Genomic DNA, 26,656 nt, shown 5'->3' on the forward strand with positions numbered 1-26,656 from the left:
GCCGCGCGGCAGGAACTGCGCCGCCTGCTCGACGCGCTGGGCGTGCCGCAGCAGGGCGCCGCCGCCGACGAGCCGGAGCCGGTGCGCGCGGCGGCGGTGGGGTGAGGGCCGGACGGTCCCTTCCACGCCCATCGCCATTCCACAGCCATTCCCCCGGCTTTGTCCTGCGCGTCACAGTCAACAACAGCGTTGAATGTGGCTTGCAGTTGTGGCACGTTTCCGCCCGTTGTGATGCGGCATGTGGTTGAAGGCTTGCGCCGCATCCACCGTGCGGGCAAGGGCCGCCGTGGCCCTTCGGGGGGTGATGGCATGCATTTCAGTGCTTTATGGACGCTTGCTCTTGGTTGGTTGATTCTCGCCATCGCGTCTTACGACAGGGTTCGATTGCCCGCCAGGAAAAAGGGAGAAGCCGGCGACATTTACGATCAGGCGATTCCGATCTACCTCAAGGACGCCAAAACGCTGATTAAGGCGTATGTGACCTACGTCTTTGTCATTTCATTGATTTATGTTCTTGGGTGCGTCTTGGTCCAGGTCATCCTTGATGCCGCGACCGCCCAACAGGGCAGCTTCGGGGGCTTGGAACTCGGCCCGCCAACGGCCGTGTCACAATTGGGATCGGTTCTGCGCTTTGTTCTGGCCCCGTTCGAGTACATGGATCCGTCCGTCCCTCCCCTGGTCGCGCTGACCCTTCTCGGAGCCGGCACAAATCTTCCGCTGCTGAGCGAGGGCGATCACGCGAGCCGTCGCCTCGCCCATCGATCCGTCGGCCTGCCTCAGTCCGTCGAGCGAATGACCGCCGCGATTAAGGTCCATCCCTTCTGGACCGAAAAAGACTGCCAGAACATCCGAGACAGCGTGCTGCGCCGTTACGACCTCGCCATAAATGACTTTAAAGACCTGAGCCCACAGCGTCAGCACAAGATCTTTGGGCTCCTCCTGCTGCACGACATTCTCGACGATCTGGGAGGCCGCGTTCAGTCCGGCCTCGACATGACCGCAAAGGTCGATCTGGCCCCCCTTTGGTCGGAAATCGATCGTTTCGTCACCAATCGCATCAAGCAGGTCCCCAGGAACGCGCGCAACCTCAACGATCTACTGGAGCGGGATCTCGACTCGAACCTGGAAGCGGCGAGCCTTCTGATCGCCTTGTGCTGGCGCCGAACAAGCTCCTTTGGCGGAAAGAACAATCGGGACCAGATGCCCCCCTTCCTCGGGTTCCTCGGCAACACGTCGTTGGCCGTGGAGATGCCGGTTTCCTTTGTGCTGGTCCTGTCCTTGGCGGTCGGTCTCGTCGCCATGTTCTCGGCCTTCATCGCCGGCACTATCGTTGGGGAACACGATCCGCAAACCCTCCTTCCGACAACGGCCAACGACACCCTGTTGTGGGGGCTGGGCGGCGCCCTTCTGTACTTCACCGCCCTCAGTTCCATCCTGTGGATGGCGCCGCCCAACGTCATATTCGCCCGTCCAGATCAGGCGCCTAAGATCGACGAAACGGCGCGTGTGTTTCTGTATGGTTTGTTTGGGTCTGTGCTGGGACTATACTTTCTTGACTTTGCTGGACAGCTGGATAGCGGCAAAATCGCAGTGTTTCCTTCAATTAATTTCTTTGCGTTGCTTGTGTTCACGATTTTTGGGGGCTTCGCCGGAATAGTACTTCTGGCGGCACGACCCGAACAAAAGCCCTTTACGTACTCCGCGCTAAAACATCTAGGTCGATCATTCTTGTTTTTCTTTGTCTCTGGCTTGATGTTTATGTTTTTCTTTGTTTCACTTACAAACATGACCAAGGAAGATGGTAGCGTTGACGTCTTGTTCATACTCGTGTCATCCATCATTATTGGTCTTCAAGGGGCCACGCTGACCGCTGGTCTCTTGGTGTTTAACTGGGAAAACTGCGAACGGACCAGACAAGGGGCTCCTTCATCCGACGGGACGGTGATGTCATGATGCGCACGAAGCAGCTTCTTTCCGTGGTTCTTGTGGTTCTGCTCGGCGCCCCCCATGCCTTCGGGCAGACGGACCATGATCCCAAAAAAAAGCACGACACGCCACCACCCGCTGCAGACGACCGTCATGAGTCAGTCGAAATCCTGATCGGGGTTCGCTTCGATGCGGCGCCATTCGCGATCAGGGCGGCGGACGCCCGAATGGATGATCAGGGCCGGTACGGGTGGGATGATTGGTCGGGTTTTACCGTCGATATCTGCAAGAAAGGCGTCAGCGAGTACAACCGGCGGCATCCGAAGACGCCGATCAAGGCCTATTTCGTGGAAATTGAGGCTTCTGAGCGGATTGACCGTCTTGTCGCCGACCGCGACGATCCCTCCGTGCCGGCTTTGGATATGGTTTGTGGCGCCGTATCCGTCACACCGGACCGGCAGGCCCGCGTCCCTTTCAGCGACATCCTGTTTGTTGATGCCAGGGCCGCCGGCCGTGTCCACGAGGGCGGGCTGTTCGACTTCGCCAACCAGCCCGCGGAACAGGATGTGCTGAGGGTCGGCTACGTCACCGGCTCCACCGCGAAGGAGAGTCTGGCCGACGTCGCCGCTAAAGAATTTCCCACACACATCCAGGGACTTGCCGCGCTGGCCTGCAAGAAGGTGGACCTGTACGTCACGGATCGGTCCATCCTCCAGGACGTCATCAACAATACGAAGAACCCCGTTCGCCTGGCGCTACAGGACGAATGGGCAAAACTGGTCTCGAACCAATGCCCCGATGTGTATCCGCCGCATCCCAGCGATGTTGCCCTTTTTGACCCTGGGACAGACCCGCCGCTCGGAACCGCGCCCGATGCCCAATCCGAGAGCACGCCGGACCATGGCTCCGTGGAGCACGGCACCGAGTCAATGGACGGTACAGCCGAGGCGGCGACGAATGGCATGGACGGCAGGAGCCAAGGCTCGGCCCGTGACGAGAGTGCGAATGAAACGACTCAGGGTATAGAAGTCAAAGAACATTATCTTCGGCAAAGTAAGGGGTTTTTTGCCAATTTGACGACACTGCCCAATCAGTTGAGCCTGGAGCGGTACGCGATCCCGGTTCGAGAGGGGCGCGATGGGCTCCTCTGGGCGATCAATCTGGCCATCGCGGATAACTTCCGTGGCGGCGGCGAGGACGCCTTCAGAAAATACTTCCCCGGGATGCAACCCACCCCGCTGATCAAGGCGCTGATCTTCATCAGGGGCGGTGGACAGTAAGGCCGGTCAACGGCGACGGACAGACAGGCGATCGGCGGATGGGGGCGCGGCCCACCCGCCGTCCGATCCAGATCCTAATGAAGGTCGTAAGTGTCTGTCCGGTAGGTTCCTGAGTCAGATCAACTTGTTGCAGAGGACGCATGAAGTCTCCGGACAGACTCTGAGGGTGGAGTCGGAAGGGGTTTGGGCGGAAAGCAGCGGCGCTGGCGTCATGGGAATCAAGTCTTTCCCTGGTGGAAGAATCGGGGCGTACTGTTCAATCCTGCCACGTTTCTTCGAAACCGGCATCAAACCACGTCATAACGCCGCGTGTTGGCGCCGGACTGGTCCCCCATCAGCAGGCCGAAGTACAGCCGCACGAGCTGGCGGGCAATGTCCTCCATCTCCTCGGACGTCAGACCTGAGAGGCACGCCGTCCGCGTCGCGGCGGCGCCGGCCGCGCCCTCCGGATCGTGTGCCGCCAGACGGTCGCGCACGGCCCGTGCCCGCCCGCGCAGCGCGGCCGAGGGAATGGCGTCGATGTCCAGGGTGCGCACGCAGCGCCGATAGACGACGCTCAACCGTTGGCTCAGGTCGGCGTCCATCGTCGCCAGTGTCTCCAGGGCTGTGTACAGCGCAGCGAAGGCTTGGCTCAGCGACATCGGATCGGGGCTCCGGAGCAGGGGACGCGCGGGTCAGGCCGGCGCCGTTTGTGCACATGAATTAGGCGGACTGCAAGGCCATTGGGCAGCCGACGAGCCGCCGGGCGGGGCAGATGACCGTTAGGCCGTGGTAAAGCCGCGTTTTCGCCGGGGCTTCCCGGTTGGCACGCCGCGTGAAAAGGGTCCATGATGCCGACGCCCGGTGGGACGCACCGCGGCACAGCGGTGAAACGGACAGAGGCGCGGAGGGGTTCGGACTCCATGAAGAAGATCGAGGCGATCATTAAACCCTTCAAGCTCGACGAAGTGAAGGAGGCCCTTCACGAAATCGGCTTGCAGGGCATCACCGTGACCGAGGCCAAGGGCTTCGGGCGGCAGAAGGGACACACGGAACTGTACCGCGGGGCCGAGTATGTCGTCGACTTCCTGCCGAAGGTGAAGATCGAGGTGGTCCTTGACGACCCCCAGGTGGAACGGGCGGTCGAGGCCATCCAGCAGGCGGCCCAGACGGGGCGCATCGGCGATGGCAAGATTTTCATCACGGCGGTCGAGGAAGCGATCCGCATCCGCACTGGCGAGCGCGGTGGCGACGCCATCTGATCGCGCGTTTGGCGCGCGGGCCGGCCGCCTGCCGGCTTGAGCACACAGGCCTTTTTGAGACCAATCAGGACAGCCAAGGACAAGGGAACGAACGGTCATGTCGGACGTCAGCACCATCCTGGAAATGATCAAGGAAAACGATGTCAAGTACGTCGATTTCCGCTTTACCGACCCCAAGGGAAAGTGGCAGCACACCGCCCAGCATGTCTCCACTATCGATGAGGACACGCTGACCGAGGGCATCATGTTCGACGGCTCGTCCATCTCCGGCTGGAAGGACATCAACGAGTCCGACATGATCCTGAAGCCGGACCTGGCCACCGCCGTCATGGACCCGTTCGCGGCCCAGCCTCTGCTGGTGCTGTTCTGCGACGTGCTGGAGCCGTCCACCGGCCAGCCCTACGACCGTGACCCCCGCTCGATCGCCAAGAAGGCCCTGGCCTATATGCAGTCGGTCGGCATCGGCGACACCGCGTTTTTTGGTCCCGAGGCCGAGTTCTTCGTGTTCGACGACGTGAAGTACGAAGTCAACATGAACAAGATTTCCTTCGAGCTGGACTCCGAGGAAGGCCCCTACGTCACCGGCAAGGAACTGCCGGAGGGCAACTTCGGTCACCGTCCGTCCGTCAAGGGCGGCTACTTCCCGGTGCCGCCGGTGGACAGCGGCCAGGATCTGCGCGCCGAGATGGTCACGGTGATGACGGAAATGGGCCTGGCGATGGAAAAGCACCACCACGAGGTGGCGCCGTCGCAGCATGAACTGGGTCTGAAGTTCGGCACCCTGATCCAGGCCGCCGACGCCATGCAGATCTACAAGTACGTGGTCCACCAGGTCGCCGCCGCCTACGGTCAGACCGCGACCTTCATGCCCAAGCCGGTCATGGGCGACAACGGCTCCGGAATGCACACGCACCAGTCCATCTGGAAGGACGGCAAGCCGCTGTTCGCCGGCTCCGGGTACGCCGACCTGTCGGACACCGCGCTGTACTACATCGGCGGCATCATCAAGCACGCCCGCGCCATCAACGCCTTCACCAACCCCAGCACCAACAGCTACAAGCGCCTGATCCCGGGCTTCGAGGCGCCGGTGCTGCTGGCCTATTCGGCGCGCAACCGCTCGGCCTCCTGCCGCATTCCGTACGTCGCCAGCCCCAAGGGCAAGCGCGTCGAGGTGCGGTTCCCGGATCCGTCCGCCAACCCCTACCTGGCCTTCACCGCCATGATGATGGCCGGCCTGGACGGCATCGAGAACAAGATCCATCCGGGCGACCCGATGGACAAGAACCTGTACGACCTGCCGCCGGAGGAACTGGCCGGCGTGCCGACGGTCTGCGGCAGCCTGCGCGAGGCCCTGGAGTCGCTGGACGCCGACCGCGACTTCCTCAAGAAGGGCGACGTGATGACCGACGACATGATCGACGGTTACCTGGAACTGAAGTGGGAAGAGGTGTACGCGTTCGAGCACACCCCGCACCCGGTCGAGTTCCAGATGTATTATAGCGTGTAGTTCGTGTTTCGCCGCGTCCGGTTCCGGCCGGGCGCGGCACCCGAGAGGCATGGGATGGGGAGACGGCTGTCGCGGCGTCTCCCCTTTTTTGTGTGCCAGGCATGGCACGAACCTTGGAGGTGAAAGTCCTCTGTGGGCCTTGGTGATGGGAACCACGAGCCGAAGGCAACTGCGTCGTCGCGAGGCGGGGTGGGGAGGAAGCCGGAGGCGAAACCTGGAGCCGACGAACAGAAACCGGATACGAGGCCGGCGCGGTGGGGCAACCCCGCAATGGACCGGGACGCCCGAGGATCACCCGGACACGCGCGCAGGTTAACCCGGCGGCGACCAGGGGAAAGGGTCGTGTCTTACCCTGGGAGGTCTCCCGCTTTCTCCGGGCGATCCGGAGCAGGGGGTCAGCGATGGCCCTTGATGGAGCTGGAGACGTCAGCAGAGGCCATCGTCGTCCGGTCCGCCGGATGACGGGCCGAATTCTGACGTCAATCCAATCGTCGCCGGGTATGAGAGGGGGAGGCCTTGAGGAAACCCCCTGCTCGATGTGTTCAGGTCGTCATTGCGAGGAGCGTAGCGACGAAGCAATCCAGGGCAGATACTTGCGTTTCGTGCCCTGGATTTCTTCACCCTCGTCTTGCGACGAGGGCTCGTAATGACGAGTCACGTCGTCGCGCGAGCGAAGTGCCGCCGTTTACGGGGAGGGTTGGGGTGGGATCTTGTCCTGGCCCGGCGGCTCGCGCGGACACTGACGACGACGTGTGCAGTCGATAGGACCCAATCAGCCGAGTCAGAGGCCCTTCAGCGCCTCGGTGACGTCGGCGAGCAGGTCGCGCCGGTCCTCCAGCCCGACCGACAGCCGCACCAACCCCGGCGTGATGCCCTGGGCCGCCTGCTCGGCGGCGTCGAGGCGCTGGTGGGTCGTGGTGGCCGGGTGGCAGGCCAGCGTCTTGGCGTCGCCGAGATTGTTCGAGATGTCGATCAGGCGCAACCCGTCCAGGAACCGGAACGCCGCCGGCTGCCCGCCTTCCAGGTCGAGCGCGACAATGGCCCCGCCGGCCCCATTCATCTGCGCCATGGCCAGCGCATGGCCCGGGTGGCCCTCCAGGCCCGGATAGCGCACCGCCCGCACCCCCGGCCGTCCGTCCACCGCACGCGCCAGGGCCAGGGCGGTGTCGCAGTGGGTACGCACGCGCAGGTCCAGCGTCTCCAGGCCCTTGGCCAGCACCCAGGCGTTGAACGGGCTGAGCGCCGGGCCGGTGTTGCGCAGGAACGGCAGGAGGCACTCTTCGTCGAAGGTTTCATCGTTGCTCAGGATGGCGCCGCCCAGGCACCGCCCCTGGCCGTCGATGAACTTGGTGGCGGAGTGCACCACCACGTCCGCGCCCAGCGCCAGCGGTTGCTGCAGAACCGGTGTGGCAAAGGCGTTGTCCACCACCACGCGGGCGCCCACCCGATGGGCCAGATCACAGACGGCGGCGATGTCGACGATCTCCAACGCCGGGTTGGACGGGCTTTCCAGGAACACGCACGCGGCCGGGGTGGCGAGCGCGGCGGCCCAGGCGTTGCCGTCGGCGCCGGGCACCAGATCCACCGTGATCCCGAACCGCGGCAGCAGCTCGGTCAGCACCCAGTGGCAGGACACGAACATCTCCCGCGCCGCCACCACCCGGTCCCCGGCCCTCACCTGACACAGCAACGCCGCCGTGACCGCCGCCATGCCGCTGGCGGTGGCGCGGCAGAAGCGGGCCCCCTCCAACAGGGCGAGACGTTGCTCGAACGTGGCGTTGGTCGGGTTGCGGAAGCGCGAGTAGACGTAACGTGTGTCGGTGCCGTCGAAGGCCCGTCGCGCCGCGTCGGCGTCCGGATAGACGAAGCCGGAGGACAGGTACAGCGCCTCCGCCGTTTCCATGTTGGGGCTGCGCGCCAGTCCGCCGCGCACCATGGCGGTGCGGGGATGCCAGGAGGAGGGGTCGCGGGGGTCGTCCGCGGTCATCTCAGAAGCCTTTCCGTCCGGCGGTTTCGCGCAACCCTTTGTTCTTGTGCCATAACCTGCCCACTTCCCCCGGCCACTCCAAGCATACTGTCGGGGCGGCCGGGTGGGGAGTGGGCCGGCCACGGACTTAAACGGACATTTTCAATGACCGTTAGTATAAGCGTACGGCATCGTTTCGCTTTGCCATAGGGTCCGGTCAAGCTGGCAACAAAACAAGGTCAGTCGGGCGTTGCATGGGATGCGCGTGCCGATCGAGAACCTTCGGTCGCTGACGCTGCCGATCGAGCGACGCGAGCCGAGGGAACTCCAAAGACCGTGGACCGAAGGCCCGGAACACATGTCACGATCTCCGTCACTTGTTATCAACGCGCGCCGCACACCGCCTCGAACAGGTAGACCGGCTCGCGCTGGAACTGCCACGTCAGGTCCTCGGGCAGGGTTTCGGGGTCCAGCGGCGTGTCCGGCGGCAGGCTGGAACGCCGCCCCTTGGCGCAGTCGATAACCTGGGGCACGGACATGGTCGGATTGCCCTCCGCCAGCAGGAGCATCTCGACCAGGTAGACATTGTCGAGGCGGGGGTGCGTGGCGAGGGTGGACCGATCAATGGCCACGAAGTGCGTGGCGCGCGGCCAGATGTAGGTCCAGGGCTCGAACGCACTGCTGTCGCGGAAGGTCTGGATGACCTCCACGCCCTCGGGCAGGCGTTCGATCATCGTATCGGCCCAGGTATACCGCAGGTAGGTGACGGCGCCGATGATGGACAGGCCGATGGTCACCGGAATCAGAATGCCGGGCATCGGCCGCCCGGCAAGGCGAAACAGCACCAGCAGCGTGCCGATGGCCAGGGCGGCGACGCAGGTGGACACAAAGAACGTCAGGAACATCGGAACGGAATCCTTTTGGAGCCGGCGGACCGGCACCCGGAAATCGGCGGGGACGCGCGGCGCCTCCGCGCGTCCCCTATTGGTCCACCGTCAGCCGCCGAACACGAGCTGGCGCATCCGCAGCACCGGCAGGTCGAAGTGGGCCTGATAGGCCTCGGCCTGACGATTGAAGGTCATGAACGCCTCGTGGACCTTGCGGGTCAGCGGATCCTTTTCGGCCACCTCCTCGATCACCTCGCGCGTCTTCTCGCCCATGGCCTCGATGACCTCGTCCGGGAACTGGCGCAACTCGATCTCCGGGAACTTTTCCCGCATGTCCGAGAACACCTTGATATTGTTGAAGGTGAAGTCGGCCAGCGTGGTCTCGCAGGTGGCGCGGGCGGCGTACTTGATGATGGCCTTCAGGTCGTCCGGCAGGGCGGCGAAGCGATCCTTGTTGACGATCACCTCCAGGCCCGGACCCGGCTCGTGGAAGGCGGGCACATAGTAGTACTTGGCGGCCTTCTGCAGGCCAAAGGCGATGTCCAGCCACGGTCCGACCCACTCGGCGGCGTCCACGGTGCCGGACATCAGCGCCGGCTGGATCTCGCCCGGCGGCGTCAGCACCACCGCCACGCCCAGGCGGCGCATGACCTCGCCGCCGAGGCCGGCGATCCGCATCTTGAGCCCCTTCAGGTCGTCCAGGGTGTTGATCTCCGTGTTGAACCAGCCCCCCGACTGGACCCCGGAGCTGCCGGCATAGAACGGCACGACGTTGAACGGCTCGTAGACCTCCTGCCACAACTCCTGACCGCCGCCGAAGTGCATCCAGGCGCTGAGTTCCCAGGCCATCAGGCCAAATGGAATGGTGGTGAAGTAGTTCAGGGCGGGTGATTTGCCGACCCAATAGTATGGCGTCGCGTGCGCCAACTGGGCGGTGTCCGCCTGCACGGCGTCCAGGCATTCGAACGGCGGCACCAGCTCACCGGCCGCGAACAGACGGATGGTCAGGCGCCCGCCGCTCATTTCGGTGACGATATCCGCGAACCGCTGGGCATTGACGCCGACACCCGGAGCGTTTTTCGGCCAGGTCGTGACCATCTTCCACTCAAGGGTGTCCTGCGCCCGGGCGATGGCCGGGGCCGCCAGGGTTCCCACGCCCGAAGCCGCGCCGGCCACCGCCGCGCCGGTCAGAAACTCACGCCGTTTCATGATTGTCCCTCTCCTCGCACCCATCTGGAATGGCCGTCGGGTCGGCCGGTGCCGGCCCACGCCGCCCAGCGTCTCCATATCACGCGTCTCCATATCACGCGTGGCCTTACCACGAAACGCGGGCGTCGGAAACGGCTCCGGTCGCGGACGTGTCCGCGCCGGCCCAGGCGGCCGTGGGCGGACCGGCGCGCAGCAGCCGTTCCATTTCCTCCGGCGGCAGGGGCCGTGCGATCAGGTACCCCTGCACCTTGTCGCACCCGTGGGCGCGCAGAAAGGCCAGTTGATCGGGGGTTTCCACGCCCTCCGCGCAGACCCGCAGGTTCAGGGCATGGGCCATGGCGATGATGGCGGAGCAGATGGCGGCGTCGTTGCTGTCCTGGGTGACGTCGCGGACGAACGTCCGGTCGATCTTCAGGGTGCGCAGGGTGAACCGTTTGATCACGGACAGCGAGGAATACCCCGTGCCGAAATCGTCGAGCGAACAGGCGATCCCCCGATCCGTGAACATCCGCATGACCTTGCTGGCGTTCTCGGGGTCGCTCATGGCCGCGCTTTCGGTCAATTCCAGGTCGAGCAGATGCGGCGGCAGCCTCAGGCGATCCAGGGCCGAGTCCACGATCTCCATCAGATGGCGCGCATTGTGGAACTGGCGCCCGGATATGTTGACCGCGACCGAGATGTCCCCAAGGCCCAACTGGTTCCAGCGCGCGGTCCAGCGGCAGGCGTCCTCCATCACCTGGACGCAGATGTCGTCAATCAGACCGTATTCCTCGGCGATGGGGATGAACTCGACCGGCGAAACCTGGCTGCCGTCGGGGCCGATCCAGCGGGCCAGGGCCTCGGTGCCGACGATCCGGTTGGTGGCCAGGTCAAGCTGGGCCTGGAAGTGGGCCTTGAACTGGTTCTCCTCCAGCGCCCGGCGCATCCGATGGCGCAGGGTCAGCACCAGGTTCGCCTTTTCGCTGATCGCGGGAGTGAACAGACGGCAGGTTCCGCCCCCCTCTGCCTTCGCCTCGTGCAGGGCGGCGTCGGCGTGCATGATCAGCGTCTCGGCGTCCGGCCCGTGATCCGGGTAGAGGCTGACGCCCAGGCTGATGGACAGATCGAACTGGTGGCCGCCGGCCTCTATGGGCCGCTGGAACGCGGCCGGCAGATCGTCCAGGGCGGCCCGCAAGGTCGCGTCGTCGCTGGGCGCGAACAACATGATCAGGAACCGGTCGCCGCCGGTGCGGCATACCAGCCCCTCGCTGCCCACGGCGTTGCGCAGGCGCTGCGAGACGGCCACGAGCACCCGATCGCCCACCGCGTGCCCCAGTGTCGCGTTGATGATGCTGAACCGGTCCAGCCCCAGCGCGACAACGGCGATCCGCGGCCCGCCACCGTCGTTGCCGCTCTGGTCGTCGGCAATGGTCGCGAACCGCTCCAGGAACAGGGTTCGGTTGGCAAGACCGGTCAGCGCATCGTGATAGGCCAGGAACATGAGATGATCCTCGGCCCGCTTGCGGTCGGTGACGTCCAGCGCCACCCCTTCCCACACCACATCGCCATTGCCGGTAAGCAGCGGCCGGGACCAGCCGCGCAGCCAGCGTTCCGTGCCATCCGGTCCGATGATCTTGTAGTCGTCCTCCATCGGCTCCAGGCACTCGGCGGAGCGCCGCAGGGCGGCAACGAACCGGCGCCGGTCGTCGGGGTCCATGGCCCGCAGCAACAGATCCCCGTCCTTCAACACCGCCTCCGGCAGATGGCCGATCGTTTCCAGCGCCGTGCCGGCGATGTACAGGAAGGCCACCCGGCCGTCGCGGGTCAGGGTCCGCTGGAAGACCAGGCCCTGCAGGTTCTCGGCGATATTGGTCAGGCGCCGTTGGGTTTCCATCAGCGCCGTCTCGGCGGCCTTGCGCTGGCTGATGTCGCGGATGACGGCGATGAACAGGCGGCGGCCCTCGGTCAGGACCTCCGACAGCGCCATCTCGATCGGGAACACCGTTCCGTCCGCGTGCCGCCCGGTCAGTTCGCGCGGACCGGTCCCGACGATCGACGGCTCCCCCGTCATCATGTGGAGGCGCAGCATCTCGCTCAGGTCGTCGGCCGCCAACTCCGGCATCAAGTCCGACGCGGGCTGGCCGATCAGCGTCTCGGGATCGCATCCGAAGACGATCGCGGCGGCGGCGCTGGCGGAATCGATCCGACCGATGTCATCCATGGTGAGGATCACATCGGCGGCGTGATCCATCACCATGCCGAGCCAGTACTCGGTGCGCTTGCGGTCGGTGATGTCGATCAGCAGGCCGTCCCACAGAATGCGGCCGTCGTCCAGGCGCCTGGGCACGCTCTTCCCGGCCAGCCAGCGGACATCGCCGTTGCGGCCGATGACCCTGAACTCCTCGCGACAGGCGCCCAGGGTACGCGCGGACTCCCGGACGCGCCCCAGGTAGGCGTCGCGATCCGCCCAATGGATCACGTCCAGACAGCCATCGCGGGCCACCCGCATCTGATCCGGCCGATAGCCCATGTGCGTGGCCACCGACGGCGACAGATAGGGATAGGTCAGCGTGCCGTCCTCATGCAGCACACGCTGGAACACCATGCCCGGAACCGTGGCGGTCAGGGCCTCAAGGCGCGGCGCCTCCGGCCCGATGGGGGCCGTGTCAGAGCCGGCCGCACCCCCGCCGTGCGGGTCCCACGGTTGGCTGGTACTTGGTTCGGTCCACCCCGTCGTCATGACCCCGAATCGCCGCCATCCTTGAAAGCGGGTCCCCTTCGAAAAGAGGACCGCGACGCTGGTGCCCCCCGGTGACGTTCCGCGCCACTCATTGGGCTTAATCCTTCCAGACTAGACTGATGATGACCATAGAAAACTGCGCTGCGGCGCAGACCAAGCATTATTTGTCGCGCCGATGGGTGCGCACAACCTGTACATTTATCCACATCACGCGGGCGCACCCTCCTCGTGACCGCGATACAGGCGCGCATAGAACCCACCCTGATTGACCAGATCGGCGTGCCGACCTTGCTCAACGAGTCGCCCGCCATGTAGCACACAGATGCGGTCGGCATCCACAATGGTCGACAGCCGGTGCGCCACCACCAGGGTTGTCCGGCCCCGGCTGAGTTCGGCCAGCGCCCGCTGCACGCGCCGTTCGGCGGCGGTATCCAGCGCCGACGTCGGTTCGTCCAGCAATAGGATCGGCGCGTCCTTGAGAAGCGCCCGGGCGATGGCCATGCGCTGCCGCTCGCCGCCCGACAGGCGCCCGCCCAGGTCCCCCACCGGCGTGTCCAGTCCCCTCGGTAGCTGGGCGACGAAATCCCAGGCATCGGCGGCGCGGACGGCCGCCTCCACCTCGGCGTCGGACGCCTCCGGCCGGGCGTAGGCGATGTTGGCGCGAATCGTGTCGTCGAACAAAAACGTCTCCTGGGTGACCAGGGCGATCTGTGACCGCAACGAGGCCAGCGTCACGTCGCGCACGTCGTGCCCGTCGACGCGCACGGCGCCCTGGTCCACGTCCAAAAAGCGGGGAATCAGATTGAGCAGTGTCGATTTGCCGGCACCGGACGCCCCCACCAGGGCCACCACCTCGCCCGGTTCTACTGTCAGGTCGATGTCGCGGATCACCGGCTCCTCGGGCCGGTAGGCGAAGGTCACCCTGCGGAACTCGATGCGACCGCGACCGGACGGCAGGGCGACCGCTTTCGGGGCCTCGGTCAGGTCGGGCGGCGTGTCCAGCAGCCGGAACAGGCGCTCCACGGCGGCCAGCCCTTCCTGGACGATGGAATACAGATTGGCCAGCCGTTTGGCCGGCTGATAGGCCATCAGCAGCGCCGCCAGCATCGACGTCAGCGACCCGGGATCGGTGCCGCCCTCCAGCACCCGGTGAGCGCCGGCCACAAGCGCCAGCCCCAGGCCCACGCCGGTGGCCAATTCCATGATCGGCGTCACCAGCGTCCGGGCGCGCTCACCGCTCACCTGACGGCGGAAAATGCGGTCGATCAGGACACCGACGCGACTCCGCATGTCCTCGGTGCGGCCGTCGATCCACACCACCCGCACCCCGCGCAGCACCTGCAGCATCAGGGCCTGCAGACGGCCGGTCTCTTCCTGCGTGTCCAGGGCGCGCCGACGCACCTTCCGCCCCAGGCGCCGCACCGGCACCATGGTCAACGGCGCCACCAAACACGCGGCCAACGCCAGCACCCAGTCCTGCCAGAAGACCAGCCCCACCAACGCCGCCAGCGTCACCAGATCGCGCCCCAGGGCGGTCAGGGTGTTGGCCATGGCGAAGCGCATCCGGTTGATGTCGTAGGTGAAGCGCGTCACCAATTCGCCGGTCGAATGGGCCTGGAAAAACCGTAGTTCCATGGCCGAGACCTTGTCGTGCAGGCGGTCGCGGGCGGCGGTCAGGATCTCGAAGCCGATGCGCGACATCAGCACCGACTGGCCGTAGTTGCTGAGCGAACGCACGACAAAGGCGGCGAGGATGCCGCCGGCCACCCACCACAAGGCCCCGGCCTCGCGGCCCAGGAACACCTGGTTGATGGCCGGTTCCAGCAGCCACGCGGTGGCGGCGGTGGCCAGGGCCATGACCACCATGCAGCCCACCGCCAGCCCGACGGTCGGCCAGTACGGCGACAGGAACTCGCGCACCAGGCGCCGCCCCAGAGCCACCGTGCCGGCGCGGCCAGGGACCGGGGAGGCCGATGCTCGCGGTTCGGAAGAGGGATGGGATGGAGGCATGTCTCTCGGTCGGTTGAGCCAACGCGCCCGCCGGGGGACGGTTTGCCGGGAGGGCTGGGTGTCGTCGAGGGCGGCGCCCCTCATAGATCATAGAGACGGTCCCCGCGGAAGGGATGATCGCCCGTCGGCCCCCGCTTCGCGCGGCCCGGCGGCGGTTGGCGATTGCCCGACGCGCGATGCCATCCTAGATGAAGACGCGGCAGCCGCTCGTCCAGTCCCCAGACCCAGCCGGGAACCGCCGATGTCCCCCTTGCTCCGCCACGCCGGCATCGCCCTTTTCGTGAGCCTGCTGACGGTCGCGACACTCGGACCGACCGCCGGCTCCGCCCAGTCCGCCGGCGTGGCCCGCCAAGTGCCGCAGTCCCGCGCCGAGATCGCGCTGTCCTTCGCGCCGGTGGTCGAGCGCGCGGCCCCCAGCGTCGTCAACATCTACAGCCGCCGCGTGGTGCGCGAGCGGCAAATGCCGCGCCTGTTCGACGACCCGTTTTTCCGCCGCTTCTTCGGCCATCCGTTCGGAACCGTTCCGCACCAGCGTGAACGCGTCCAGAATTCGCTCGGCTCCGGCGTCATCGTGCGCGAAAACGGCGTCATCCTGACCAACCGTCACGTCATCGAGGGCGCCGACGAGATCACCGTGGTCCTGCATGACCGCCGCGAATACGACGCCCAGTTGGTGGGCACGGACGAGCGCTCGGACCTCGCCGTGCTGCGCATCGACACCGGCGACGAAGCCTTGCCGGCGCTGCCCCTGGGCGATTCGGAGGCGCTGGCCGTCGGCGATCTGGTGCTGGCCATCGGCAACCCGTTCGGCGTGGGCCAGACCGTGACCATGGGCATCGTCTCGGCCCTGGCGCGGACCACTGTGGGCATCACCGACTATCGCTCCTTCATCCAGACCGACGCCGCCATCAACCCCGGCAACTCCGGCGGCGCGCTGGTGGACATGCAGGGCCGGCTGGTGGGCATCAACACGGCCATCTACAGCCAGGACGGCGGCAGCGTCGGCATCGGCTTTGCCGTGCCGGCCACCATGGCGCGCGTCGTGGTCGACAGCCTGCTGTCCGGCGGCACCGTGACCCGCCCGTGGCTGGGGCTTGATGGCCAGACCGTCACCAACGACATCGCCCGTTCGCTCGGCCTGCCGCGACCGACCGGGGTGCTGGTCTCCGACGTTCGGCCAGGAGGACCGGCGCAACGCGCGGGCGTGCGGCGCGGCGATGTGATCCTGGCCTTCGACGGCCACGACCTGACCGACGAGGAAGCCCTGCGCTATCGCATCGGCACCAGCCCGGTGGGAGGCTCGGCCGCCCTGCGCATCTGGCGCGATGGACGCGAGCGCGAGGTCGCGGTGGCGCTGCGACCCCCACCCGAGGATCCGCCGCGCAACCCGACCCGCCTGCGCGGGCGTCATCCGCTCAACGATGTGGTCGTCGCCAATCTCAACCCGGCGCTGGCCGAGGAACTGCGCCTGCCGCACGGCCCAGGCTCGGTGGTCATCCTGGAGATCGGCGACAACAGCCCGGCCCGCCGGTTCGGCTTACAGCCCGGCGATGTGATGGTTTCGGTCAACGCGCGCGAGGCCACGTCGGTGGAGGTCCTGAACCGCCTGATGAGCCGGACGGGACCGCCGTGGCGCCTTGAGATGCTGCGCGACGGCCGGCGGGCGCGCGTGGTGGTCGGCGGATGAGCGATCTGTTCGGCGACACCGACGCATCCCCGCCGACGGCGTTCGTGCCGGCCGACGATCCCTCGCGTCCCCTGCCCGACCGCCTGCGGCCGCGATCGCTCGACGACGTGGTCGGCCAGGACCACCTGCTCGGCCCGGACGGCCCGCTGCGGCAGATGCTGGCGGCCGGGCGGCTGGCCTCGCTCGTGTTCTGGGGACCGCCCGGGTGCGGCAAGACCACCCTGGCCCGCCTGCTCGCCCACCACGTGGACCTGCGGTTCGAGCCGCTGTCCGCCGTGTTCTCCGGCGTCGCCGACCTGCGCAAGGTGTTCCAGGCGGCGCGCGAGCGACGGCGGCGCGAGAACCAGGGCACGCTGTTGTTCGTGGACGAGATCCACCGCTTCAACCGCGCCCAGCAGGACGGATTCCTGCCCTATGTCGAGGATGGAACCGTGGTGCTGGTGGGCGCGACGACGGAAAACCCCAGCTTCGAGTTGAACGCGGCGTTGCTGTCGCGGATGCGGGTGTTCGTGCTACGCCGCCTGGACGACGACGGCCTGGACCGCCTGATGGCCCGCGCCGAGGCGGCCAGCGGCGCCGCCCTGCCGCTGACCGACGCGGCGCGCGTGACGCTGCGGTCCATGGCCGACGGCGACGGCCGCTACCTGCTCACCCTGGCCGAAGCGCTGTTCGCCCTGCAACAGGCGGAGGGGGACGGCATGGCGCCGCTCGATCCGGAGGGGCTGGCCCGCGTGGCCCAGCGCCGCGCGCCGGTCTACGACAAGGACCGCGAGGAGCACTACAACCTCATCTCCGCCCTGCACAAATCACTTCGCGGGTCGGACACGGACGCGGCGCTGTACTGGCTGGCGCGGATGCTGGTGGGGGGCGAGGACCCGGCGTACATTCTGCGCCGGCTGACCCGCTTCGCGGTCGAGGACATCGGCATGGCCGACCCGGCGGCCGCCGAACAGGCCATCGCCGCGTGGGAGACCTACGACCGCCTGGGCAGTCCGGAAGGCGACCTGGCCATCGCCCATCTGGTCATCTACCTGGGCACGGCACCGAAGAGCAACGCCGGCTACGTAGCGTTCGGCGCGGCGCGGCGCGCGGCCAAGCGCACCGGCAGCCTGATGCCGCCGATGCACATCCTCAACGCGCCCACCAAGATGATGAAGGACCTGGGCTACGGCGCCGGCTACGCCTACGACCACGACGCCGAGGACGGCTTTTCGGGCCAGAACTACTTCCCCGAGGGGATGGACCGCGAGCGCTTCTACAGCCCGCCCGATCGCGGCTTCGAACGCGAGATCAGGAAACGGCTGGCCTACTGGGACAAACTGCGGGCGAAGCGGGCGGGCGTGTCAGTGGATCCGTAGGGCGGCTTCGCGTCCCGGCGGGGGCGCAAGCCGCCGCAGCGGCGCCAGCAACGGCGGATTGGCCTCCTGTGGTCACCTGAGCGCCGAGCGATCATTTTCAGTCGGACCCCGCAACAAAAGACATGGAAATTGTCGCGCGTTCGGCGGGTCGTGTTCCATTACGGACCGCTCATGGGTCAAATGTGACGAATGAAGCGGCGCCAATAATTTGATTTAGTGCAATTTCGAGAAAAACACGTGAAGCGGAACCAGGATCATTCCGCTCTCGTTCCCCTACGGTATTCCTCCCCGCCTCCGAACATCTGTCGCGTTTAGACTTTTTTTCATTATACTGTGCCTTAGAATGCCTGCGTGCAAACGGCTACGCGGACTCTCGCGGGATGCATGGGCACTTCGGTTTCGGTGGCACGGGTCGGACTTCGCAAGGTGCAGCGGCCTTCTTGACACAGCCGAGGTCTCAACGGACCGAAGACCACTCCAAGACGCCGCTTGACATCACACCTGCGAAGACACGAGACCGCAGTGCGGAAGGGGGCAAATCATGGGGTTCGCGAACGTTTCAACACGGGTGAAAGTGATTTTGGGCGCCGTTCCCCCGGTGCTTTTGCTGATCATCATGGGCATCACAACTCTTGTATTGCTCCACAGCATTGTCACGACCAAAAAATGGGTCACTCACACACATTATGTCCTGACCGAATCCAACGCCATTGTCGCCGCCGCGGTTGACATGGAAACCGGTATGCGCGGATTTCTTTTGGCTGGTGACGATGAGTTCCTGGCCCCCTATCGGGCCGGCGACACCATCTTCAGCGAGAAGATCAACGCCCTCCAGCAAACCGTGAGCGACAACCCGCCCCAGGTCAGACGCCTGGAGGAGGCCGAGTCGGTCATTGAGCAGTGGCAAGCCGAGGTCGTCGAGCCCATGATCGCCATGCGCCGGACCGTCGGGACCTCGGCGACCATGGACGAACTGGCGGAGGTCGTGGCCCAGGCCCAGGGCAAGGTCTTTTTCGACACGTTCCGCCAACTCATGGCCGAATTCACCGCCATAGAACAAAGCTTGATGGAAACCCGTCAGGCCGAGAACGAACAGACCGTGACCCTCGCCGAAACCATGACCTGGGGCCTCATGATCGGCGGCGTCCTCATCGCCGGCTTCGTTGGATGGTTGCTGGGTGGGGCGATCTCCCGTCCGATCGGGTCGATCACGCAGGCCATGAGCCGTCTCGCAAAGGGAGACCTGGCGACCACGATTCCCGGCGTCGGCCGGAAGGACGAGATCGGGGCCATGGCCGACGCCGTCAACGTGTTCAAGGAGAACGCCCAGCGCGTCCAGCGGATGGAGGATGAGCAGAAGGAGCAGGCACGGCGGGCGACCGAGGACAAGAAACGCATGATGGCCGAACTCGCGGATTCCCTCGAGCAAGGCGTCGGCAGCGTCGTGCAGTCGGTCTCCACGGCGGCGAGGCAACTTCAATCGACGGCCGAGAACCTCGCCTTGATTGCCGAGCAGACGACCACCCAGGCGACGACGGTCGCGGCGGCATCCGAGCAGGCGTCGAGCAATGTACAGACGGTGGCTTCGGCGGCCGAGGAACTGTCCTCTTCGGTCAGCGAGATCGGACGTCAGGTGCAGGAATCAAGCGACATCGCCCGCCAGGCGGCGGCCGAGGCGCGGCGCACCAACGATGTGGTGTCGGGCTTGGCCGACGCCGCCCAGAAGATCGGCGAGATCGTCAACCTGATCACGGACATCGCCGACCAGACCAACCTTCTCGCGCTCAATGCCACCATCGAGGCGGCCCGCGCCGGCGACGCTGGCAAGGGGTTCGCCGTCGTCGCCAACGAGGTCAAGAGCCTCGCCAACCAGACCGCCAAGGCCACCGAAGACATCGGCCGCCAGATCAGTGCGGTGCAGACCGAAACACAAACCGCCGTCTCGGCGATCGAGTCCATCAGCAACACCATCACCCGCATCAACGAGGTCGCCTCCGCGATCGCCTCGGCGGTGGAGGAACAGAACGCGGCGACGCAGGAGATCGCCCGCAACGTCCAGCAGGCGAGCCAGGGCACCACGGAGGTGTCTCAGACGATCAACACCGTCACCGAGGCGGCGCGCGAGTCCGGCACGGCGGCGGAAAGCGTGCTGCAAGCGACCGGGTCTTTGAGTGAACAATCCTCCAGTCTTCGCAGCATGGTGGACGGATTTCTGGCCAAGGTTCGCGCCATGTGACGGCCCGGGGACACGCCGGCCTCCTGGCACCGTGGAGTGCAAGGGCGCCGGGCTATCCGATTCACGCATCTTCACTTATGCTCGTCATTGCGAGGAGCGAAGCCCAAAAACCAAAACTGGGGCAATCCAGAGCGGATATCTGCGTTTTTCGCTCTGGATTGCTTGTCTTATGGATGCTGTCGGCCCAAGCTGTAGAATTGGGCCGACCCCGGGGGTGGCCACCCCCGGGGTCGGCGGGGTCGGACCGTTGGATTGCCGGCGATCGTGCGCCGTGGTGAAGTCTGGTCGGCCCCGTCTTTTCCAAAAAGGCCTGTATGGATACGAGGGCATCAAGGCCCGCATGACAAGCACAGGACATGGAAAAGATGACCGAGGTTACCATCGGAGTTGACGTTTCGAAAGCGCATCTCGATGCCCATTGCCGGCCCTTGGACAAGACACTGCGGGTCACGAATGACGCCCGTGGCTTTCGGGCGCTGGTCGCGTGGTTGGCGCCATGGAGCGTCACCCGCATCGTCTTCGAGGCCACCGGCGCCTATCACCGCGCGTTCGAGCAAGCCCTTGGCAAGAAAGGTTTTTCCCTGGTCAAGGTGAACCCTCGACAGGCGCGGCGGTTTGCCGAGGCCACGGGGCGGTTGGCCAAGACGGACCGGGTCGATGCCGCCATGTTGGCTCGAATGGGCGAAGCCCTGGAGCTGGTGGCCCGGCCGGTGGCATCTTCGACACTCTTGGCGTTGCGTGAGCTCCACGCGGCCCGGGACGCCCTGATCAAAGATCAAACGGCGGCCAAGAACCGCCAAAAACAGATCGCCAATACTCTTCTGAAGCGCCAGAACGCGAAGCGGATCGAAGCGGATCGAAGCGATCAAGAGAGACATGGAGGCGATTGAAGCGGAGATACGGTCCTTGATCTCCAAAGACGAAGATTTGCGGAAGCGCATGGAAATTCTGCAATCCATCCCAGGGGTCGGGCCAGTCACCGCCTTCGCCATGATGATCGACATGCCTGAACTGGGCACCATCACCAACAAGCAGGCCGCAAGCCTAGCCGGCCTCGCCCCCATGACGCGACAATCCGGAGCCTGGAACGGTCACGCAGGCATTCGCGGCGGTCGCGCCCGCCTGCGCCACTCGCTTTTCATGCCCGCCCTCGTGGCTCTCCGGCACAACCCGGACCTCAAGGCAACTTACGATGCCCTCATCGCAACCGGCAAAGCCCGAAAGGTCGCTGTCGTCGCCATCATGCGGAAGCTGCTCGTCCTGGCCAACGCCCTCCTCAGAAATGGTCACACTTGGAAGCCTGTCGCCCCTTGACCAAAACGGATACTTCACCCTCGTCTTGCGACGAGGGTTCGCAATGACGAGTCACATCGTCGCGCGAGCGAAGGGCTCCCGCTTCGGCGGAAAGAAGCGTGAATACCTGTGTGGACGCCCCTTCGAATGCAAGCACATCTTTGGTCAGGAACGGCATGTGGTCAGGTGCGGTCGTGTGTCCGGCCTTGTGATGCGGCTGGCCATGCGCCGATAGCCGTAAACGGGGAGGGTTGGGGTGGGGTCTTGTCCCACCCCAACGGGTCGCGCAAACGCCGACGGCGCCCTCAATTCACCGGCGCCACCTCGCCGATGTCCAGGATCTCCTGCAACTCGCGCGTCTCGCGGATGCGTTTCAGGCCCCGGTTGAAGGCCTCGATCACCTCCAGGGGCACGCTCTCACGCGAGAACCCGACGCGCAGAGGCTGCCGCCGGTGGAACACCACGTTGAGGGCCGGGATCGGGCCGTCGTGGTCCTCCATGGCGCGCGAGACCTCATGGTAGTTGCCGTACAGGGCCACGCGGTCCCCGGGCTGCAGGCCGCTCAGCCGGCGGATCAGGCTGCCCAGGTCCGGCCCGAGCACCAGCGCGCTTTTCTCCAGCCCCTCGATCGCGGCGCGGGCCTGTTCCGCCGCCTCCGAGGGGCCGCGCGCCAATACGATGTATTCGGTCAGGTCCGCGACCTGATGAATGTCGGTGTTCATGGTGAAGAACGCGAGTTGGCTGTCGACCAGAGGCCGAGAGACCTGCATGTACGGGCGCGCCGCGCTCCGCTCCTCCACCGGGAACATGGCGTCGCAGGCCCCGGACTCAAGCTGGGCGCGCGGCCGCATCCAGGGCACGAGCACGAGCCGACAATCCAGGTCCGCCTCGCGGCAGGCCGCCGTCACCGCCTCGCTCAATGGGCCGCCGGCATGGCCGCGCGGCATCAAGGCCCGCGCCGTGGGCATCTTGAACGCACTCAACCCGGTGGAGGTGGCAGGGGGGGCGGCGGGGGCGGCGGGCGCGTCGGCGCCGCCGCCGGTCTCCGCACCCGGATCCGGCGCGCCAGCTGGAGTCGGCGGTGCCTCCACCTCGACCTCGGCCGTCACCTCGGACGCGTCCTCCGCCATGTCCTGGGCCATGTCCTCGGGCTGGTCCGTCGCCATGGCGACCTGACTCGCCTGGGGCACGCCGCTCTCCGCCGCCGGGTCCCGGGTCTGGACGACGGAGGCCTCGGATCGGCGCCGGGCGTCGTCCAGCGCCACCATCACCCGGCCCAACCGCTTGCTGGGCGGGGCCGGCGGCGGCACCACCTCGACCTCGGACAGGGGAATCCCACCTTCGGCGAGCGCGCCGGCCACCGGTGAGGGGCCGGCGTCGCCGCCGCCGTCCTGGGTGGGAGCCGCCGCCTCGGCCGGCACGGGGGCCGGGATCGGCGGCACATCCGCCGGCGCGACGCCCTCGTCCGCCATGGCCGGGCGGAACCCCAGGGCCACCGGATCGGGCTTGTGGGACGGTGGACGCGGCGGCGGCACGGTCTCGACGAACGGCGGCCAGGGCGCGGTGCAGAAGATGAGCGGATGCGCCTCCGCCGTCTCGTCCGCCGCCGGGTCCCCGGCCGTCGCCGCCACGGGCGCTGGCACCGCCATCGCCAGCGCCAGCGCCAACGCCAGCACGCGGCCCGTCGCGCGCCGGGCGACACGCGCCGTTCCGTCGGCTACCATCGCCGCCTCCCGTTCACCAAGCCGGACCGTCCGCGAGGTTGCCCCATGGCCCATGCCGATTTCGTCCACCTGCGCGTTCACACCGCGTATTCCATGTCCGAGGGGGCCATCCAGGTCAAGGATCTGGTCCGTCGCTGCGCGGCGATGGAGATGCCGGCGGTGGCCATCACCGACACGGGCAACCTTTTCGGCGCGCTGGAGTTCTCCGTCGCCTGCGCCGACGCCGGGGTGCAGCCGATCGTCGGCTGCCAGGTGGCGGTGCGCAACACCGACGAGCCCCGGCGGCGCGGCGTCGGGCCGCGCGACCTGCGCAAGCCGGATCCGGACCCCTTGGTGCTCCTGGCCCAATCGGCGGACGGCCTGACCAATCTGCAGAAACTGATCAGCACGGCGTTCCTGGACACGCCCTCCGGCGAACGGCCGCAGGTGGACATGGACGACCTGGAGTCGCTCAACGCCGGCCTGATCCTGCTGACGGGCGGTGTCGGCGGGCCGGTCGGCCGCCTGCTGACCGAGGACCGCCCGGACGACGCGGCGGCGATGCTGGCGCGGCTGGCGGCGGCGTTCGACGGGCGGTGTTACGTCGAGCTGCAACGCCACGGATTGGCCGCCGAGGACCGCATCGAGCCGGCGCTGATTGATCTGGCCTATGCGCAGGACCTGCCGCTGGTGGCCACCAACGAGGCGTTCTTCCCCGAGCGCGACATGTTCGAGGCCCACGACGTGCTGATCTGCATGGCCGAGAAGACGTTCGTTGACGAGGCCGAGCGGCGCCGCCTGACCCCGGACCACGCCCTCAAGACTCCGGCCGAGATGCGCGAGACGTTCCGCGACCTGCCGGAGGCCTGCGACAACACGCTGGTCATCGCCCGGCGCTGCGCCGTGATGGCCGAGAAGCGCAAGCCCATGCTGCCGCACGCGCGCCGCGCGGGGGATCGCGGCGAGGCGCAGGCGTTGCGCGACCTGGCCGAGGAGGGCCTGACCAAACGCCTGCGGAAGCACGTCTTCCACGACGACATGGACGAGACCGCGCGCGAGGATGCCGCCCGGCCCTACCGCGAGCGCCTGGACCACGAACTGGGCATCATCGAGTCCATGGGCTTCCCCGGCTACTTCCTCATCGTCGCCGACTTCATCCAGTGGGCCAAGGAACACGACATCCCGGTGGGGCCGGGGCGCGGTTCCGGCGCCGGCTCGGTGGTGGCCTGGGCGCTGACCATCACCGACCTGGACCCCATCCGCTTCGGCCTGCTGTTCGAGCGGTTTCTCAATCCCGAGCGCGTGTCGATGCCCGACTTCGACATCGACTTCTGCCAGGACCGGCGCGGCGAGGTCATCCACTACGTCCAGGAGACCTACGGCGCCGACAAGGTGGCGCAGATCATCACCTTCGGGAAACTCCAGGCGCGGGCCGTGCTGCGCTCGGTCGGGCGGGTGCTGCAAATGCCGCTCGGCTACGTCGACAAGATCTGCAAGATGGTGCCGAACAACCCGGCCAGCCCCGTCACCCTGCCCGAGGCCATCAAGGGCGAGCCGCGCCTGCAGGAGCTGCGGCGCGAGGACGAGCAGGTGGCGCGGATGCTCGACATCGGTATCAAGCTGGAAGGGCTGTACAGCCACGCCTCGACCCACGCGGCCGGCGTGGTCATCGCCGACCGGCCGCTGTCGGAGCTGGTGGCGTTGTACCGCGATCCCAACGCCGACATGCCGGTAACCCAATACAACATGAAATGGGTCGAACAGGCCGGCTTGGTGAAGTTCGACTTCCTGGGCCTGAAAACGCTGAGCGTGCTGAGCACGGCGGTCAAGCTGCTGGAACCGCGCGGCATCACGCCAGACCTGTCGGCGTTGCCCCTGAACGACCGCGCGACGTACCAGATCCTGGGGCGCGGCGAGACGGCCGGCGTGTTCCAGCTGGAAAGCACGGGCATGAGGGACGTGCTGCGCAACCTCAAGCCCGACAGCCTGGAGGACATCATCGCCATCGTCGCCCTGTACCGGCCGGGGCCGATGGACAACATCCCCAGCTACATCCGCCGCAAGCAAGGCCAGGAGCAGGTCCAATACCTGCACGAGCAGCTAGAGCCCATCCTGCGCGAGACCTACGGCATCATGATCTATCAGGAGCAGGTCATGCAGGCCGCCCAGGCGCTGGCCGGCTACAGCCTGGGCGGCGCCGACCTGCTGCGCCGCGCCATGGGCAAGAAGATCCAGGCCGAGATGGACAAACAGCGCGCTCTGTTTTGCGAGGGCGCCGAGGCACGCGGCATCAAGGCCGCCAAGGCCTCCGAGGTGTTCGACCAGATCGCCAAGTTCGCCGGCTACGGCTTCAACAAGTCGCACGCCGCCGCCTATGCCCTGGTGGCCTATCAGACCGCCTACATGAAGGCCAACTTCCCGGTCGAGTTCATGGCCGCCACCATGACCTATGACATGCACAACACCGACAAGCTGGGGGCGTTCAAGACCGAGCTGAAGCGCCTGGGGATCGCGTTGCTGGGGCCGGACGTCAACCGCTCCCAGGTCGCCTTTTCCGTCGAGGATGGCGCGGTCCGCTATGCCCTGGCCGGGATCAAGAACGTCGGCGAGGCGGCCATGGCGGCGCTGGTCGCGGAACGCGAAACGGGCGGCCCGTTCAAGGACCTGGGCGACTTCGCCCGGCGGTTGGACACCCGCGCCATCAACAAGCGGCTGCTGGAAAACCTGGTCAAGGCGGGTGCCCTGGACAGCCTCAACGCCAACCGTGCGCAGGTGTTCGAGGCCATCGACACCATCATGCGCCACGCCCAAAGCGCGGCCGAGGAGCGGACCTCCAACCAGGTCAGCCTGTTCGGCGGACCGGACGAGGCGCCGGCCCTGGTGCTGCCGCGGCGCTCGGACTGGCCGGCCATGGAACGCCTGCGCATGGAACGCGAGGCGCTGGGCTTCTATCTGTCGGCGCATCCCCTGGACAGCTATGGGCGCGGCCTGGAGCGGCTGGGCGTGGTGGCATTGGGCGACCTCTCGCGCCACCTGCGGCAGGGCGGGCGGGGGGCGATCCGCGTCGCCGTGATCGCCGGCGCGCGCAAGGAACGCACCGGCAAGAGCGGCAACCGCTACGCCTTCGTCGAGATCTCGGACGCCAGCGCGACCATGGAAGCCGTGGTGTTTTCCGAGGTGCTGGCGGCGTCGCGTGAGTTGCTCGAGTCGACGCACCCCCTGCTGGTGACCGTCGATGCCCGCCAGGAGGGCGACGACGACCTGCGGCTGATGATGCAGGCGGTGGAGCCGCTGGACGCGGCCGTGGCCCGCACCGTCGAGCAGCTGAAAATCTACGTCGGCGAGCCCGGGCCGCTGGCCCGCGTGCGGGAGATCCTGGATCAGGACCCGCCCGGCCAGCGCCGCGTGTTCGTCGTGGCGCGCACCCCGGACCGCGAGGTGGACCTGGACCTCAACACCCGCCACCGCCTCAGCCCCGAGACGCTGATGGCCCTGCGCGGTGTGCCGGGGGTGCTAGACGTGCGGGAGGTGTGATACCAGCCGACCGAAGTCATGACTCGTCGCCATTCGCCGGGCGCAGTGCCGACGCGGGAGATCCCTCGGCTCGCCCCCGGCGACGCTTCGCGTCGCCGAG

The 26,656-nt window shown here is 66.5% G+C and carries 15 protein-coding genes and 1 pseudogene; 9 read left to right on the forward strand and 7 right to left on the reverse strand.

What is annotated here, in order from left to right:
• Positions 1 to 240: 240 nt before the first annotated feature.
• Together Q0309_RS10330 and Q0309_RS10335 are read left to right on the forward strand one after the other, a co-directional pair.
• Entirely contained in the window at positions 241 to 1,953 is a 1,713-nt protein-coding gene (locus Q0309_RS10330; RefSeq protein WP_299440264.1) for a hypothetical protein, read from the forward strand.
• Positions 1,950 to 3,206, forward strand: a complete 1,257-nt coding sequence (locus Q0309_RS10335; RefSeq protein WP_299440265.1) for a transporter substrate-binding domain-containing protein — start codon at positions 1,950 to 1,952, stop codon at positions 3,204 to 3,206. Before Q0309_RS10330 ends, Q0309_RS10335 begins: the two co-directional genes overlap by 4 nt.
• A gap of 287 nt (positions 3,207 to 3,493) precedes the next feature.
• Here Q0309_RS10335 and Q0309_RS10340 read toward each other — a convergent pair whose 3' ends face one another.
• Positions 3,494 to 3,847, reverse strand: coding sequence for a hypothetical protein (locus Q0309_RS10340; protein WP_299440266.1), 354 nt, complete (start codon positions 3,845 to 3,847; stop codon positions 3,494 to 3,496).
• 261 nt (positions 3,848 to 4,108) lie between these two features.
• Here Q0309_RS10340 and Q0309_RS10345 point away from each other — a divergent pair, with 261 nt between their 5' ends.
• Complete coding sequence (locus Q0309_RS10345; protein WP_299440267.1) at positions 4,109 to 4,447, forward strand: P-II family nitrogen regulator; 339 nt, start codon at positions 4,109 to 4,111, stop codon at positions 4,445 to 4,447.
• Positions 4,448 to 4,544: 97 nt separating this feature from the next.
• On the forward strand, positions 4,545 to 5,954 hold the full coding sequence (gene glnA / locus Q0309_RS10350) for a type I glutamate--ammonia ligase (protein WP_299440269.1): 1,410 nt from the start codon (positions 4,545 to 4,547) through the stop codon (positions 5,952 to 5,954).
• 781 nt (positions 5,955 to 6,735) lie between these two features.
• Here glnA and metZ read toward each other — a convergent pair.
• The 5 genes from metZ to Q0309_RS10375 form a co-directional block, all read right to left on the reverse strand.
• Positions 6,736 to 7,941 carry an O-succinylhomoserine sulfhydrylase gene (metZ, locus tag Q0309_RS10355; protein WP_299440271.1) on the reverse strand — a complete coding sequence of 402 codons (1,206 nt, stop codon included), beginning with the start codon at positions 7,939 to 7,941 and terminating at the stop codon, positions 6,736 to 6,738.
• Between the two features lie 362 nt (positions 7,942 to 8,303).
• Positions 8,304 to 8,825: a hypothetical protein gene (locus Q0309_RS10360; RefSeq protein ID WP_299440272.1), complete on the reverse strand. Its 522-nt coding sequence runs from the start codon at positions 8,823 to 8,825 to the stop codon at positions 8,304 to 8,306.
• A 90-nt stretch (positions 8,826 to 8,915) separates the two neighbouring features.
• A complete protein-coding gene (locus Q0309_RS10365; protein WP_299440274.1) occupies positions 8,916 to 10,016 on the reverse strand; it encodes a TRAP transporter substrate-binding protein in 1,101 nt (366 codons plus the stop codon).
• A 106-nt stretch (positions 10,017 to 10,122) separates the two neighbouring features.
• Positions 10,123 to 12,735 carry an EAL domain-containing protein gene (locus Q0309_RS10370; protein ID WP_299440276.1) on the reverse strand — a complete coding sequence of 871 codons (2,613 nt, stop codon included), beginning with the start codon at positions 12,733 to 12,735 and terminating at the stop codon, positions 10,123 to 10,125.
• Positions 12,736 to 12,942: 207 nt separating this feature from the next.
• Positions 12,943 to 14,676, reverse strand: a complete 1,734-nt coding sequence (locus Q0309_RS10375; RefSeq protein WP_299440278.1) for an ABC transporter ATP-binding protein — start codon at positions 14,674 to 14,676, stop codon at positions 12,943 to 12,945.
• 310 nt (positions 14,677 to 14,986) lie between these two features.
• On the opposite strand from Q0309_RS10375, the gene Q0309_RS10380 reads away from it, so the two are divergent.
• From Q0309_RS10380 to Q0309_RS10395, 4 genes and pseudogenes are all read left to right on the forward strand, one after another.
• The gene (locus tag Q0309_RS10380; RefSeq protein ID WP_299440280.1) at positions 14,987 to 16,432 is read left to right on the forward strand and encodes a DegQ family serine endoprotease; all 1,446 of its coding nucleotides are present in this window, start codon (positions 14,987 to 14,989) and stop codon (positions 16,430 to 16,432) included.
• Complete coding sequence (locus tag Q0309_RS10385; RefSeq protein ID WP_299440282.1) at positions 16,429 to 17,790, forward strand: replication-associated recombination protein A; 1,362 nt, start codon at positions 16,429 to 16,431, stop codon at positions 17,788 to 17,790. The genes Q0309_RS10380 and Q0309_RS10385 overlap by 4 nt, the downstream gene beginning before the upstream one ends.
• A gap of 616 nt (positions 17,791 to 18,406) precedes the next feature.
• Entirely contained in the window at positions 18,407 to 20,026 is a 1,620-nt protein-coding gene (locus Q0309_RS10390) for a CHASE3 domain-containing protein (protein ID WP_299440288.1), read from the forward strand.
• A 365-nt stretch (positions 20,027 to 20,391) separates the two neighbouring features.
• Positions 20,392 to 21,340: pseudogene (locus Q0309_RS10395) on the forward strand (IS110 family transposase).
• Between the two features lie 284 nt (positions 21,341 to 21,624).
• Here the strand turns inward: Q0309_RS10395 and Q0309_RS10400 are convergent.
• The gene (locus Q0309_RS10400) at positions 21,625 to 23,043 is read right to left on the reverse strand and encodes a hypothetical protein (protein WP_299440284.1); all 1,419 of its coding nucleotides are present in this window, start codon (positions 23,041 to 23,043) and stop codon (positions 21,625 to 21,627) included.
• A gap of 45 nt (positions 23,044 to 23,088) precedes the next feature.
• Here Q0309_RS10400 and dnaE point away from each other — a divergent pair, with 45 nt between their 5' ends.
• Positions 23,089 to 26,556 (forward strand): DNA polymerase III subunit alpha, encoded by a 3,468-nt coding sequence (gene dnaE / locus Q0309_RS10405; RefSeq protein ID WP_299440286.1) that lies wholly within the window; start codon positions 23,089 to 23,091, stop codon positions 26,554 to 26,556.
• Positions 26,557 to 26,656 lie beyond the last annotated feature (100 nt).

Source organism: uncultured Rhodospira sp., assembly GCF_937138205.1.
Classification (GTDB): Bacteria; Pseudomonadota; Alphaproteobacteria; order Rhodospirillales; family Rhodospirillaceae; genus Rhodospira.

What these genes read in the sequence shown, in the direction of transcription:
- Q0309_RS10335 (WP_299440265.1), top strand. Translation starts at nt 1,950, where the DNA reads ATGATGCGCACGAAGCAGCTTCTTTCCGTGGTTCTTGTGGTTCTGCTC.
- Q0309_RS10340 (WP_299440266.1), bottom strand. Translation starts at nt 3,847, where the DNA reads ATGTCGCTGAGCCAAGCCTTCGCTGCGCTGTACACAGCCCTGGAGACA.
- Q0309_RS10345 (WP_299440267.1), top strand. Translation starts at nt 4,109, where the DNA reads ATGAAGAAGATCGAGGCGATCATTAAACCCTTCAAGCTCGACGAAGTG.
- glnA (WP_299440269.1), top strand. Translation starts at nt 4,545, where the DNA reads ATGTCGGACGTCAGCACCATCCTGGAAATGATCAAGGAAAACGATGTC.
- metZ (WP_299440271.1), bottom strand. Translation starts at nt 7,941, where the DNA reads ATGACCGCGGACGACCCCCGCGACCCCTCCTCCTGGCATCCCCGCACC.
- Q0309_RS10360 (WP_299440272.1), bottom strand. Translation starts at nt 8,825, where the DNA reads ATGTTCCTGACGTTCTTTGTGTCCACCTGCGTCGCCGCCCTGGCCATC.
- Q0309_RS10365 (WP_299440274.1), bottom strand. Translation starts at nt 10,016, where the DNA reads ATGAAACGGCGTGAGTTTCTGACCGGCGCGGCGGTGGCCGGCGCGGCT.
- Q0309_RS10370 (WP_299440276.1), bottom strand. Translation starts at nt 12,735, where the DNA reads ATGACGACGGGGTGGACCGAACCAAGTACCAGCCAACCGTGGGACCCG.
- Q0309_RS10380 (WP_299440280.1), top strand. Translation starts at nt 14,987, where the DNA reads ATGTCCCCCTTGCTCCGCCACGCCGGCATCGCCCTTTTCGTGAGCCTG.
- Q0309_RS10385 (WP_299440282.1), top strand. Translation starts at nt 16,429, where the DNA reads ATGAGCGATCTGTTCGGCGACACCGACGCATCCCCGCCGACGGCGTTC.
- Q0309_RS10390 (WP_299440288.1), top strand. Translation starts at nt 18,407, where the DNA reads ATGGGCATCACAACTCTTGTATTGCTCCACAGCATTGTCACGACCAAA.
- Q0309_RS10400 (WP_299440284.1), bottom strand. Translation starts at nt 23,043, where the DNA reads ATGGTAGCCGACGGAACGGCGCGTGTCGCCCGGCGCGCGACGGGCCGC.
- dnaE (WP_299440286.1), top strand. Translation starts at nt 23,089, where the DNA reads ATGGCCCATGCCGATTTCGTCCACCTGCGCGTTCACACCGCGTATTCC.